Here is a 14,207-nt window from a genome sequence, read left to right as displayed (position 1 = left end):
ACCGAGCGCCGAGTGGTGGTCCGCCTCGAGTGGAAGTCGGCGACTTAGCAACTAGCGGAAATGTGTGCAACCGATGACGGACAGGCCCCCGATCCACGCCATCACGCCGGAGATGCGAGCTGCCGCGAAGCAGACGCCGGACTCGTGGCACTACGTGATCGACCCGTTTTTCGACCCGAACGGTGAGGTGCCCGCGTGGGGGATCGCGGGTTGGTACCGGATCGGGCCGGACGGCGAGTTCGACGAGAACTTCCAGCCGAACCCGCAGTACCGGCCCTCCCCGGTAGCCATGGGGTTCCGGGCACCACGCACCGAGCTGGAAATGTTGGTGCAGCTCACCGCCACCGGCTACGGATCGGAAGACAGGCTTGCCGAGAAGCTCGTCGAAGGCACGGTGCTCGCTGCCGCCGACGAGAAGGGCACCGGGGTCGCGGTCGTCGATCGAGGCGACGGCCCCGCCAACGTCATCGTCTACAGCTCCCCGCATCTGGTTCCCGAAACGGCGAAGACCGTCGAGCTGTCGGGGCGGACCCTCGCGACGATGTCCGCGCAGGTGGAGATCGTGCTCGACCCGTCGAGCCCGGTATCCGTGCGGTTGCCGCTGGGCGCTCTCCAGAGCTGGGGCGATCGGGCCGCCAACCGCGATCCCGATGGAGCGGCACCCGACACCGCTGGCAGCGACGCGCCGTGGGGCACCTTTCCGCTGGCGTTCCTCTTCGGCTTGGTCCACGGCGGCAGCGCCGGGGTAGCGGCTGGTGCCGTTGCCACGTCGGAGCCGTCGCAAGACGTCAGCGAGCCGACCGTTTTCCGGCGCGCTGTCCATTGGCGGACCAGATCGGGCATCGACCCGTTCGTCGAGCAGACCGTGCGCGGTATCGAACTGCTGATCTCCCTGAGCACAGCGCGACGCCAGGGGGTGGAGCTCGAGCTGCAAGAGGTCCGTTTACCCACCGACGATTCCACATTGCCTCGTCTGGATTGGGCTGTGTCGTTCTGCGCGGGTCTCGCCATGTCACCGGAGACCCACAGCGCAGGCGAGAAGCTGGAGCTGGTCCTCGCCATGTCGAGGCAGTGGGACCTCGACGAGGAAGCACGGGTGACGGCCGCCGCGCACACCGCGATGCTGCACAGGATCGTTTCCGGCGATCCGTTCGGCCGCGCCTTGTTCGCGCTGATCGAGGCTCTTCGCGCGCGTCCGGAGCCGGCTGCCCAGCGGTTGCGCGCGTTGCTTTCGCGTACGGCGTTCGAGTTCCCCGCCGCCGGCGCCGCGGACGTTCTCGACGAGACGCGGGTGTCGGCCCTGGTGGGCGACGGATTCTCGGTGGCGGAGTTGTTCAACGCCGCCGTGGCGGCGGTACGGGGCACCGCATCGTTCACGAGCTCACTGCGCGTCGTCGCACGAGCCGCGGCGAATGCCCCCCTGCTGGGACTGCTCACCGGGCAGTTGTCGGGAGTTCTGCGCTCGTCGAACGATGTGATGTTGGACCTTGAGGACGAGGACGACGCCGCAGCATCGAGTTCGCCGGATCCTGACCCTCGTGGACAGGTGTTCGTGGACTTCGGGATGGAGTTCGAGGACGGGCCGCGGACCGAACGGTGGGACGACGCCGAGTGGCGTCGACGCTTCCCCGTCCCTTCCCGTCTCGATGCCGGTACGGCGCATGTTGTGCAGCAGGGTGCGAGCGACCGACCACCGCAGCCCAATGCCCACGAGCGGTTCCTCGGGAGCATGCTGGCCGGGGCGATGGGGGACGCGCTGGGGTATGCGATCGAGTTCAACGACATCGAGATGATCCGGCGGCACCACGGGCCGGACGGGGTGACCGGGCCGGTGTTGCGGGACGGGCTCGCCCACATCTCCGACGACACCCAGATGATGCTGTTCACGCTCGAAGGGCTGATCCGGGCGCATGTGGCGCGGCGGATCAAGCCGGTCGACAGCGATCCGGTGCCCGAGGTGCAGCACGCCTACCAGCGCTGGTACCACACGCAGAACCAGCCGTGGGAGCGGGCGGCAGGCCCCTACGCGCGGCACCTGGCGCAGCCGGACGGGTGGCTGGTCACCAACCGCGAGCTGTTCAGCCCGCGGGCGCCGGGCAACACCTGCATGTCGGCCCTGGCGAACTTCGCGCAGACGCACCAGCACGCCACGCCGCGGCACCGGATCAACGACTCCAAGGGCTGTGGCGGCGTCATGCGCGCCGCGCCGGTGGCGGTGTGGTCCAACGACCCGGCCGAGGTGTTCAAGGCCGCCGTCGACACCGCCGCCCTGACCCACAGCCACCCCAGCGGGTTCCTCTCCGCGGGCGTGCTCGCCGTCGTCGTGCACCAGCTGATCCGGTCCGTGCCGCTGGCAGACAGCGTGCGCGTCGCCCGGGAGCTGCTGATCCGCTGGCCCGAGCACGAAGAGCAGCTGCGGTCGCTGGACGCGGCAGTGGACCTTGGCGGCAGGGGCCCGGTGTCGCCGGAGGAGCTGAAGCAGACCCTCGGCGAGGGCTGGGTCGGTGAGGAGGCGCTCGCCATCGGGCTCTACGCCGTCCTGGCCACCGGCGATCTGCCGAGCGCACTCCTCTTGTCGGTGAACCACTCGGGGGACTCCGACTCCACCGGCATCGTGTGCGGCAACATTGCGGGGGCGATCTACGGAAACCAGGCCATTCCTCCGGAGTGGCTTGAAAAGCTGGAACTGCACGACGTGATCCACACCCTGGCGCGGGACGCGCTGGCCGAGTTCAGCCCCGGTGCGCCGACCGACCCGGCGTGGAGCAGGCGTTACCCCGCTTGGTGACCCGACAGGAGACATGCCGATGACCGACGCTCGACCGGCCGGGTCCGAACCACCGCGGCTCACCTGGGCCGACCGCTTCCGCGGCGCGATGCTCGGGGGCGCCGTCGGCGACGCGCTCGGCGCCGGGGTCCGCGACATGTCGACCGGTGAGATCCAGGGCTGGTTCGGCCCGCAGGGCGTCACCGAGTTCATCCCCGTCTTCGGGCGGCGGGGCGCGGTCAGCGACGTCACGCAGCTGAGCGTGTTCACCCTCGACGCGCTGCTGCGCGCCAAGGCCGCCGACCCGGCCGGCTCGGCGCAGCCGCCGACACCGCACGTGCTGGCGAATTACCTGCGGTGGCTGTTCACCCAGGGCGTGCCGTGGGAGTACGCGATGTCGGCGTACGTGCGCTCCGAACCCGAACCGACCGGGTGGCTGCTGCAGCGCCAGGAGCTCTACTCCACCCGCAACCCCGCCGGCAACGCGATCGCGCTGCTGGGGCGGATGGCGATGCGCTCGCCCTACGGTCCCGACGGCATGCTGTACCCGCCGACGACGAACCCGGGCCTGATCGACACCGCGGCCTGGGCGGCACCGGCGATGGTGTGGTCGGAGTCCCCGCAGCTGGTGTACTCGGTGGCGGCCGGCATCACGACGCTGTTCACCACCGGTGTGGACGCCCAGCACGCCGCCGGGATGCACAGCGACGTCCTCGCGCAGCTCATCCGCGGTGTGCCGCTGTGGGACGCCGCCGCGGAGGCAGACGGCAAGCGCCTCGGCGTGGCGTTCCCGGCGGCCTGGATGCCCGCCGACGTCCGCCGCACCGTGCACGCGGCGATGTTCGCGGGCACCCGCGGCCGCAGGCCGGAGCCGGGGCAGCTGGACATCGAGTTCGACACCGCCCACAAGCCGGGGGAGCTCGGGATCGCGCTGGCCTCGGTCGGCTGCACCTCGGACTTCGCCGACGCGGTGCGGGTCGCGGTCAACCAGTCCGCCGACAGCTCGGTCACCGGCGCGCTCGCCGGGCAGCTCGCGGGTGCGCTGTACGGGCCGGAGGCGATCCCCTCCCACTGGCTCGAGCAGCTCGACCTGCGCGACATCATCGAGCAGCTGTGCGCGGACGCCTCGGAGGCGTTCGCGCCGCCGCCGGTGCCCAGGTGGGCGCAGCGCTACGTCGACGAGCGCAGCCCGGGTTACGGCGGTCCCCTCGAACTGACCGCGTCGATGCCCGCGGTGGACGCCGAAGCCGCGGTCGAGACGACGATGGTGCTGCCTCCGATCGGTTCCGACGACGTCGTGCCGGCCGCCGACGCCGCTGACGGGGCACCTGGCCGGTTCGCCGCCGTGGTGGAAGAGCCCGTGGAGCGGCGCGACGCAGCGCCCGAGCCGGGTCTGGTCGGTACCGCCTTCGCTCCGGAGGAGTCGCGGGTGGGCTTCGCCCCTGACCAGGAGGACTGGCAGGCGGATGCGGCCGCCGCCCCCTGGGACTTGCAGGCGGGCGCCGCCTTCGGGGACGGGCCCGCCTACCAGGAGGACGGGCGGGCCGGTGCGGTCTTCGCCTCGGACGACCGGCAGCCCGGCGAAACCGCCGGCCGCGAAGGTCCGCAGGTCGGAGTGGTCGGTGGCTGGGAAGACCCGCACTCTGGTGTGGCTGCCGTCCGCGAGGACTTCGAGCCGGCGAGCGTTTGGCAGCCGCCCGCGGTGCCGGAGTCGTTCGCCGAGACGCCGTCCGGCGGCGACCGGCACGCGGAGGAGCGGACGGGGTTCGACCCGCAGCCGGTGACCGGCCCGTTCCGCGACTGGACGCGGCAGGACGCCGGTGTCGCGGGCGCCGGTGTGCCCACCTTCCCGGAGCCGGAACCGCGGATCCCGGAGCCGGGCGACCACGAGCCGCGGTCCTTCCTGCCGCCGGAGCCGGAACCTCGCACCGGCGCGGAAACCGCGCAGGCGTCGGCCGGAGACTTCGACGAGGAGCTGGCGGACGCCGTGCGCGCACACGGCGAAGACCTTCACGGTTTCGAAACACCGGGGACGACCTCGGCTCCCGCCGACGGCTTCGGCGATGAAGAGGACGAGGACGGCGCGGAGGAGTCCGCTGCCGACGATCAGGACGGCCCGGCCGTCGACGACGAGGAACCGTCACTCGCGGACGAACCACTCGCTGACGAAGCGCTCGCGGACGGAACGCTTGCGGACGGAACGCTTGCGGATGACGCGCGCGCGGCCGAACCGCCCATCTACGACCCGGACGAGGGGCTGCCCGCCCAGTCCGCGTCCGTTGGGGAGCTGACCGGCGTCGAGGACCCCGCCGACAACTGGAAGTCGGAGGCCAGGGCCGGGACGTTCCCGGCTGCGATCGGCGCCGAAGCGTCCGCTCCGGAAGTCGTGGAGAGCCCGGTCCTTGCCGAGCGGCGGCTTGCGGCGGTCACGACCCACACGACCTACGCCGCATCGGACGTCGCCGAGGACGAGGCGGAAGACACCGCGAACGACGACCTGAACGACGTCGAAGACGAAACCGCCGACTCGGATGCGGCCCCGGCGTCGGTCGACGAGCCGACCACCGCGCCCGCGGACGAAACCCACGAGCCCACCACCCCGGAAGCGGCGCCAGCCGCACACACCGAACCGGCCACCCCCGTCGAACTCGTCCCGGCTCCGGCCGAACCGCCGGTCGCCGCCGAGAGCGGCGCCGCTCCGGCGATCGCCTCCGGCGGCCACGCCAAGCCGGAAGCCCCCGAGTACGTGGCGCCGTCGCTGACCGAGCGCGTGCTGGGCAGCTTCCTCGGCGGCGCGCTGGGCGACTCGTTCGGTTCCGACCTGGAGTTCATCTCCGCCGACGAGATCACCGCGCGGTTCGGCCCACAGGGGCCCCGCGGGCTGCGCACCGCCTACGGCGTGCGGGGCGCCATCACCGACGACACGCAGATGACCCTGTTCACGGCCGAGGGCCTGATCCGCGGCAGCGTCGCCCAGCGCACGCTGGGCGCCGACGACCCGCTCCCCGAGGTGCAGCTGGCCTACCAGCGCTGGCTGCACACCCAGGGCGTGGCGTGGAAGTCGGCGGCGGGCCCGTTCGTCGCCGAGCACCCGGCACCGGACGGCTGGCTCGTCGAGGTCCCCGGCCTGTTCAGCACCCGCGGGCCGGGCAAGACCGTGTTCCGCGCGCTCGCCGGTTTCGGCGACGGCCATCCCGCGGGTTCGTTCACCGAGAAGATCAACGACTCGAAGGGCTGCGGCGGGGTCATGCGGGCCGCCCCGGTCGCGCTGTACTCGGCGTCGCCGGCCGAGGTGTTCGAGCTGGCCGCCCGCACCGCCGCGCTGACCCACAGCCACCCGGCAGGCTTCCACTCCGCGGGTGCGCTGGCCGTGATCGTCCAGCAGGCGCTGCTGGGCAGGAGCCTGGACGACGGCGTGTGGCTGGCCCTGCAGGTGCTGGAGACCTGGGAGGACCACGACGAGACCACCGCGATGCTCAAGCTCGCGGTCGAGCTGGCCGAGCGCGGGGTGCCGACCCCGCAGCAGCTGGAGGAGGTCCTCGGCGGCGGCTGGGTCGGCGAGGAGGCGCTGGGCATCGCGGTCTGCGCCGCGCTGGTCGGCGGCGACGACGTCGAGCTGGCGCTGCGGGTCGCCGCGCACCACTCCGGTGACAGCGACTCGACGGCCGCGATCTGCGGCAACATCGTCGGCGCGCTGCTCGGCGTGGGGGCGCTGCCGGTGGACTGGCTGGCCGACCTGGAGCTGCGCGACGTCGTGGAGCAGATCGCGCTGGACTGCGTCGCCGAGTTCGGTGTCGGGGCCTTCCAGCCCGACGCCGACGAGTCGGCCCGGCCCGCGGACGAGGACTGGAGCGAGCGCTACCCGGTCCGCCCGCCGCGGTCGGCCCGGCCGGCCACCCCGTCGGCGGCGGGCGAGTTCCCGACCCGCCGCATGCGTGCGGTGTCGCTGGACGAGCCGGACCAGCAGCGGTCGCAGGAGCCGGGTCCGCGCCGGTCGCAGGAGCCGGTCGCGGAGTTCCCCGCGCCGAAGCCCGCGCCGCGGCGGATCAACGGCGTGATGCCGCGGGCGACGAGGTTGGAGGGGGACGACGAGTGATCACCGGTACGCCGGGCTGGGCCACCTGGGGTTCGGTCGATGGGCAGCTGCGCAGGCTGGAGGCGGTCCCGGGCGCCGGGCTGCGCGCTGACGGCGAGCCCGTCGAGCCCGAGCGCGTCGAGCGGGCCTTCGTCGACCACCTCCCGGTGCCGGCTTCCCGCTGCCCGACGTTCCCGCAGCCCGCGGGGTACGGACCGGCCACCGAGCCCGTGCTGCGCGTCGACGTCGAGGCCGAGCTCGCCGGCGCGCTACACCGTCTCGCGCCGGAGGGCTGGCAGCGCGTGTCGCTGTCCTGCGCGGCGCTGGGCGAGCGGATCGCGGTGAGCGCGACCGCCGTCGTCGGTGGTGCGGAGCTGTCCTGGATCGCTCCACACGAGCTGGTCGAGTGGCTGCGGCGGCACCGCGTCCTCACCTACACCCCCGACACCGGTGCGTGGAGCAACCTCGTTGTCGAGGTCGCCGACGGCGGCGAGCGGGCGTTCGCCCCGGACCACGAGCCGCCGCGGTGGCCGCGCGAGACCGGCGACGAGCGCGAGTACTTCGACGAGCTGCGGCACCTGCCCCGCACCGGCGCGCCCGAGTGGCTGCTCGCCCCTGCGATCCGCTACCACCGCGAGCAGCTGGTGTCGGCGGCGGAGCTGCCCGGGCCGGTCCGGATGGCACCGCTGTTCGACGGCCGCGACTCCGAAGGGCGCCCGCAGGTCTTCCGGCCGGTGATCACCGCCTCGGAGAAGGCGATGCTGGCCGAGTACCTGTGGAACGGCCACGTCGTGCTGTCGGCGCGCAGCACGTCGGAGGACGAGGTCGACCCCTCCCGCCCGCCGGAGGTGCCCAAGGTGTTCTGCACCGACGGCGTCTGGGCGTGGCCGCTGTCGATGGCCCATTACCTGGAGCACCACGACATCACCCCGCCCGCCGAGTTCCTCGACCACGTCCGCCGCCACGCCCACCGCGTTCCGAGCAGCGTCGCCGCGCACGCGATCGACCAGGCCAAGGCGCTGGTCCTGGGCACCGACGCCTACTCGGTCGACGGCGGGTACACAGAGAACACAGTCGAGCTGATCCGGAGGCGGATCGCCAGCCTGGGCATCTCCCGGCGCTTCTACAGCACCGACGGTCCGCTGGAGGGCGGCTGGAGCATGGTGCGCGAGGCCGACGGGTGGTGGTCGGTGTACTGCGTGGACGAGGGCGTCCGCAAGGACGAGTCGCGCTTCCCGATCGTCGCCGAGGCCGGTGCGCACCTGATCGGCTGCTTGACCCTGACCCTGGAGCGCTTCCTGCGCACGCCGGAGGAGGAGCTGGCCGACTACGAGTGCATGATCCGGCCGAGCGAGGTCGACCCGCCGCTGACCGCCTTCGACCGCAAGACGGTCTTCATGCTCCCGGCAGGCGCCGAGGTGGACCGGTTCGGGCCGTCGGAGGGCAACACCGTCTTCGTGGCGGGCACCACGCTGCCGCAGCGGTCGATGCCCGTGCACGCGCCGCCCGGCGAGTACCGCAGGTTCCGGGTGACCACCGGGTTCGAGGTGGTCTCGGCGGTGGTCCGGCCGGACCACGGCCAGGTCGGTGGTGGCACCGCCTACTTCCTGCCGCTGACGGTCGCCGACCTGGTGCGGGACGGCTGGCTCGCCCCGGTGTGACGGCCCGGAGCCGTGCGCGGGCGGTGCGCTGATCGCGGGTTCGCGGCGCTGCTACCGTGCTGGGATGGCCGGGGTGTCCCGCGAACTCGACTACGACGGGTCGCCCGTCGTCGTGCCCGACGTCGTCGGGCTGGCACCGGCCGACGCGATCGCCGCGGCCGACGCGGCGGGCGTCCCCATCGTCGCCGCAGGTCCGGGCGACGAGCCCCGCCCGCTGCGGGACGACCGCGGTCCCGTGGTCCGCCAGCGTCCGCCTGCCGGGGAGCGGCTCGGCGCGGCGAACTGGCTCGTGGCCTGGACCGAGCCGTAGTGGAGCGGCTGCGCAGCGTGGCCGGTGATGCGACTTTCGGGCGCAGTGCCGCTCGACGTCTCGGTGTGGCGCGCCGCAGTGGGTAGAGTGGCGGCTCGGACACGACGAGCCCCGCTACCGGCGACGTCGAAGGAGCGCCGGTGCGATCGGGCAGGTCATGGGACCCCCGTTTTGACCCTCTCAGAACGGGGCGGGTATCTTTGTTTATCGGACCCGAGACCGATCGGGTCGATCCGCATGCCCGTGCGTGACAGGTGACTGCGTGCAGCTCCATCCGCGGTTCGCAGTCCCGGACACCGACGCGGGCGGCGGAACTCCTCCTGACAGCCCACTGGGGTAATTCCCGCTGGGACGCCATCAGCGCCGCAAGGCCGAGGAGCGGGCGACACGCCCGACCTCGTGGTGCGGGGGAGTCCCAAGTACACAGTGCCTGCAGGTGCTCGACGCCAGGGGGCACTGTGCGTCAAGCGGAGCTCGGACGAGCGGCGCTTGGCCGAGTACCCAGAAGACGCGAACGCTGACAGAAAGCCGGTCCATGCCCACCATCCAGCAGCTGGTCCGTAAGGGCCGCCAGGACAAGGTCGCGAAGACCAAGACCGCGGCGCTCAAGGGGAGCCCGCAGCGGCGTGGCGTGTGCACCCGCGTGTACACCACCACCCCGAAGAAGCCCAACTCGGCACTGCGCAAGGTCGCCCGTGTCAAGCTCACCAGCGGCATCGAGGTCACGGCCTACATCCCGGGTGAGGGGCACAACCTGCAGGAGCACTCGATCGTGCTCGTTCGCGGCGGTCGTGTTAAGGACCTCCCCGGCGTGCGCTACAAGATCATCCGCGGTTCCGCTGACACCCAGGGTGTGAAGAACCGCAAGCAGGCTCGCAGCCGGTACGGCGCGAAGAAGGAGAAGAGCTGATGCCCCGCAAGGGTCCGGCCCCGAAGCGGCCGCTGCACGCCGATCCCGTGTACAGCTCACCGCTGGTGACCCAGCTGGTGAACAAGGTGCTGGTGGACGGGAAGCGTTCGCTGGCCGAGCGCATCGTGTACGCGGCGCTGGAAGGCTGCCGGGACAAGACCGGCACCGACCCGGTGGTCACGCTCAAGCGTGCGCTGGACAACGTCAAGCCGACCCTGGAGGTCCGCAGCCGCCGCGTCGGTGGCGCGACCTACCAGGTGCCGATCGAGGTCCGTGCCGGCCGTTCCACCACCCTTGCACTGCGTTGGCTCGTCACCTACTCGCGGCAGCGTCGTGAGAAGACCATGGTCGAGCGCCTCATGAACGAGCTCCTGGACGCGAGCAACGGCCTCGGCGCAAGCGTCAAGAAGCGCGAAGACACGCACAAGATGGCGGAGTCCAACAAGGCCTTCGCGCACTACCGCTGGTGACGTCGGGTCGGCTCCTGCCCGCCTCGGCCCACCGCTTCGACAGCTGAATCCGCTGTAGGAACGGGGAAGAATCTCGTGGCACGCGACGTGCTGACAGACCTGACCAAGGTCCGCAACATCGGCATCATGGCCCACATCGACGCGGGCAAGACCACCACGACCGAGCGGATCCTCTACTACACGGGGATCACGTACAAGATCGGCGAGGTGCACGACGGCGCCGCGACGATGGACTGGATGGAAGAGGAGCAGAAGCGGGGTATCACCATCACCTCGGCTGCTACCACGACCTTCTGGGGCGACAACCAGATCAACATCATCGACACCCCCGGGCACGTCGACTTCACCGTCGAGGTGGAGCGCTCGCTGCGGGTGCTCGACGGTGCGGTCGCGGTGTTCGACGGCAAGGAAGGTGTCGAGCCGCAGTCCGAGCAGGTCTGGCGCCAGGCGGACAAGTACGAGGTCCCGCGCATCTGCTTCGTCAACAAGATGGACAAGCTGGGTGCGGACTTCTACTACACCGTGCGGACCATCGAGGAGCGGCTCGCCGCCAAGCCGCTGGTGCTCCAGCTCCCGATCGGCTCCGAGTCCGACTTCCAGGGCGTCGTCGACCTGGTGCGGATGAAGGCGCTGACCTGGCGCGGTGAGGTCAAGAAGGGCGAGGACTACGCGGTCGAGGACATCCCGGCCGAGCTCGCCGACGAGGCCGCCAGCTACCGCGAGCAGCTCGTCGAGGCGGTCGCCGAGACCGACGAGGCCCTGATGGAGGCCTACTTCGGTGGCGAGGAGCTGACCGAGGACCAGATCAAGGACGGCATCCGCAAGCTCACGATCAACCGGGAGGCGTTCCCGGTGCTGTGCGGCACCGCCTTCAAGAACAAGGGTGTCCAGCCGATGCTGGACGCGGTGGTCGACTACCTGCCCTCGCCGCTGGACGTCCCGCCGGTGCAGGGCCTGCTGCCCGACGGCGAGACCGCCGCCGAGCGCAAGCCCAGCACGCAGGAGCCGTTCGCGGCGCTGGTCTCCAAGATCTCCGTGCACCCGTTCTTCGGCAAGCTCACCTACGTCCGGGTCTACTCGGGCAAGGTCTCCTCGGGCACCCAGGTCATCAACTCGACCAAGGAGCGCAAGGAGCGCATCGGGAAGATGTTCCAGATGCACTCCAACAAGGAGAACCCGGTCGACGAGATCCAGGCCGGTCACATCTACGCGGTGATCGGGCTCAAGGACACCACCACCGGTGACACGCTCTGCGACCCCCAGAACCCGATCGTTCTGGAGTCGATGACCTTCCCGGCTCCGGTCATCGAGGTGGCCATCGAGCCGAAGACGAAGGCCGACCAGGAGAAGCTGTCCACGGCGATCCAGAAGCTCGCCGAGGAGGACCCGACCTTCCAGGTCAAGCTGGACGACGAGACCGGTCAGACCATCATCAAGGGCATGGGTGAGCTCCACCTCGAGGTCCTGGTCAACCGGATGAAGTCGGACTTCAAGGTCGAGGCGAACATCGGTAAGCCCCAGGTGGCCTACCGCGAGACGATTCGCAAGACCGTCGACAAGTACGAGTACACGCACAAGAAGCAGACCGGTGGTTCGGGGCAGTTCGCCCGGGTCATCATCTCGCTCGAGCCGATCGAGCAGAGCGCTGACAGTGCGACGTACGAGTTCGAGAACAAGGTCACCGGTGGTCGTGTGCCGCGGGAGTACATCCCGTCGGTCGACCAGGGTGCGCAGGACGCCATGCAGTACGGCGTGCTGGCCGGCTACCCGCTGGTGGGCATCAAGGTGACCCTGCTGGACGGCCAGTACCACGAGGTCGACTCCTCGGAAATGGCCTTCAAGATCGCCGGTTCGATCGCCATGAAGGAGGCCGCCGCCAAGGCGTCCCCCGCGCTGCTCGAGCCGATCATGGCCGTCGAGGTCACCACCCCCGAGGACTACATGGGTGATGTCATCGGCGACCTGAACTCCCGTCGTGGCCACATCCAGGCCATGGAGGAGCGCAGCGGTGTCCGCGTCGTCAAGGCCCAGGTCCCGCTGTCGGAGATGTTCGGGTATGTCGGCGACCTGCGCTCCAAGACGCAGGGTCGTGCGAACTACTCGATGGTGTTCGACTCCTACGCCGAGGTTCCCGCGAACGTGGCTAAGGAGATCATCGCGAAGGCGACCGGGGAGTAATCCCCAGTTCGGCGGCGGGTGGCCGGACTCCTGCGGGAGCGCCGGCCACCGGTCACCAACCCGACAGGACTCCGCCTGGCACAACAAGTCGTACGGCGGAAAGTTAACAAGTCCAGGAGGACAATCCAGTGGCGAAGGCGAAGTTCGAGAGGGACAAGCCGCACGTCAACATCGGGACCATCGGTCACGTTGACCACGGCAAGACCACGCTCACCGCGGCGATCACCAAGGTGCTGCACGACAAGCACCCGGAGCTGAACCCCTTCACGCCGTTCGACGAGATCGACAAGGCGCCGGAGGAGAAGCAGCGCGGCATCACGATCCAGATCGCGCACGTCGAGTACCAGACCGAGAAGCGTCACTACGCGCACGTCGACGCCCCCGGTCACGCCGACTACGTCAAGAACATGATCACCGGTGCGGCCCAGATGGACGGCGCCATCCTGGTGGTCGCGGCGACCGACGGCCCGATGCCGCAGACCCGGGAGCACGTGCTGCTGGCCCGCCAGGTCGGCGTCCCCTACATCCTGGTCGCGCTGAACAAGGCCGACATGGTCGACGACGAGGAGATCATCGAGCTCGTCGAGATGGAGGTCCGTGAGCTGCTGTCGGCTCAGGAGTTCCCCGGCGACGACGTCCCGGTCGTCCGCGTCTCCGCGCTGAAGGCGCTGGAGGGCGACGCCGAGTGGGGCGACAAGATCATGGAGCTGCTGGACGCGGTCGACGAGAACGTTCCGGACCCGGAGCGCGAGACCGACAAGCCGTTCCTGATGCCGATCGAGGATGTCTTCTCCATCACCGGTCGTGGCACCGTGGTGACCGGGCGCATCGAGCGCGGCGTCATCAACGTGAACGAAGAGGTCGAGATGGTCGGCATCAAGGAGAAGCCGCTCAAGACCACCGTCACGGGTGTCGAGATGTTCCGCAAGCTGCTCGACCAGGGCCAGGCCGGTGACAACGTCGGCCTGCTCATCCGCGGTATCAAGCGCGAAGAGGTCGAGCGCGGCATGGTCGTCGTGAAGCCCGGCACCACCACCCCGCACACCGAGTTCGAGGCGCAGGTCTACATCCTGTCCAAGGACGAGGGTGGTCGGCACACGCCGTTCTTCAACAACTACCGCCCGCAGTTCTACTTCCGCACCACCGACGTGACCGGCGTGGTGACCCTCCCCGAGGGCACCGAGATGGTCATGCCGGGCGACAACACCGAGATGTCGGTGCAGCTCATCCAGCCGATCGCGATGGACGAAGGTCTGCGCTTCGCGATCCGCGAGGGTGGCCGCACGGTCGGCGCGGGCCGCGTCGTCAAGATCAACAAGTGATCCGGTAGAGGGCCTGCCTCTCCCCAGGGGAGGCAGGCCCTCTGCGGTTTCCCCGGGAACCGAGATCGAATTCCCGGTGAACCCACCCCCGATTTGGGTTGACATACGGCGTGTGTCATCCTGTATGGGTTGCTCGTTCGGAGCGGTCGGATTTTCGGGCGCAAGCTCGGCTGCAATCCGGCCGCTTCGCTACGAACAGCCTCGCGCCCTTGGTTCGGACCAGGACCGGTTCTTTCGGGCCTGCGCGTGGCCGCCGCGAAGGCGGCCTGCCGATCAGGGTGGCAAGAGAAGGTGTACGGGCCGCGAGGCCCATCCCACCGGCACAGTTCGGCGGGACCGGTATGTGGTCAACAAGGCGACACGCCCGACCGCGTGTACCGGGCACCAAACACCTGAACAGGGGCGGACCGAGGGCTGTGACCCACCTGTGCCGGACATCCGGCACCCGGGGGCGCTCACACGGCTGAGGCCGCGCAGGGCACCAACGCCCAACGGGGGCGGTGCGCCCGCTCCC

General features: G+C 70.3%; 8 protein-coding genes. All 8 read left to right on the top strand.

The annotated features are described in order from the left end of the window. Positions 1-73 precede the first annotated feature (73 nt). The 8 genes from HUO13_RS34455 to tuf all read left to right on the top strand — a co-directional run bounded on the left by HUO13_RS34455 (position 74) and on the right by tuf (position 13,693). Entirely contained in the window at positions 74-2,788 is a 2,715-nt protein-coding gene (locus tag HUO13_RS34455) for a type VII secretion system-associated protein (protein WP_211899033.1), read from the top strand. Positions 2,789-2,807: 19 nt separating this feature from the next. Further along, positions 2,808-6,863: an ADP-ribosylglycohydrolase family protein gene (locus HUO13_RS34450; protein ID WP_249124291.1), complete on the top strand. Its 4,056-nt coding sequence runs from the start codon at positions 2,808-2,810 to the stop codon at positions 6,861-6,863. After that, a complete protein-coding gene (locus HUO13_RS34445; protein WP_211899031.1) occupies positions 6,860-8,503 on the top strand; it encodes a TNT domain-containing protein in 1,644 nt (547 codons plus the stop codon). Before HUO13_RS34450 ends, HUO13_RS34445 begins: the two co-directional genes overlap by 4 nt. 64 nt (positions 8,504-8,567) lie before the next feature. Beyond that, on the top strand, positions 8,568-8,813 hold the full coding sequence (locus HUO13_RS34440) for a PASTA domain-containing protein (RefSeq protein WP_249124290.1): 246 nt from the start codon (positions 8,568-8,570) through the stop codon (positions 8,811-8,813). A gap of 535 nt (positions 8,814-9,348) precedes the next feature. Further along, a complete protein-coding gene (gene rpsL, locus HUO13_RS34435; protein WP_009948619.1) occupies positions 9,349-9,723 on the top strand; it encodes a 30S ribosomal protein S12 in 375 nt (124 codons plus the stop codon). Beyond that, a complete protein-coding gene (gene rpsG / locus HUO13_RS34430; protein ID WP_009948621.1) occupies positions 9,723-10,193 on the top strand; it encodes a 30S ribosomal protein S7 in 471 nt (156 codons plus the stop codon). Before rpsL ends, rpsG begins: the two co-directional genes overlap by 1 nt. Positions 10,194-10,268: 75 nt before the next feature. Then, positions 10,269-12,371, top strand: a complete 2,103-nt coding sequence (gene fusA / locus HUO13_RS34425; protein WP_211899030.1) for an elongation factor G — start codon at positions 10,269-10,271, stop codon at positions 12,369-12,371. Between the two features lie 128 nt (positions 12,372-12,499). Continuing rightward, on the top strand, positions 12,500-13,693 hold the full coding sequence (gene tuf / locus HUO13_RS34420; protein ID WP_211899029.1) for an elongation factor Tu: 1,194 nt from the start codon (positions 12,500-12,502) through the stop codon (positions 13,691-13,693). Positions 13,694-14,207: the final 514 nt, after the last annotated feature.

The sequence above is a fragment of the Saccharopolyspora erythraea genome, assembly GCF_018141105.1.
Classification (GTDB): domain Bacteria; phylum Actinomycetota; class Actinomycetes; order Mycobacteriales; family Pseudonocardiaceae; genus Saccharopolyspora_D; species Saccharopolyspora_D erythraea_A.
The sequence above is the reverse complement of the archived record's forward strand: the minus strand, read 5'-3'. Positions and strand labels throughout refer to the sequence as shown.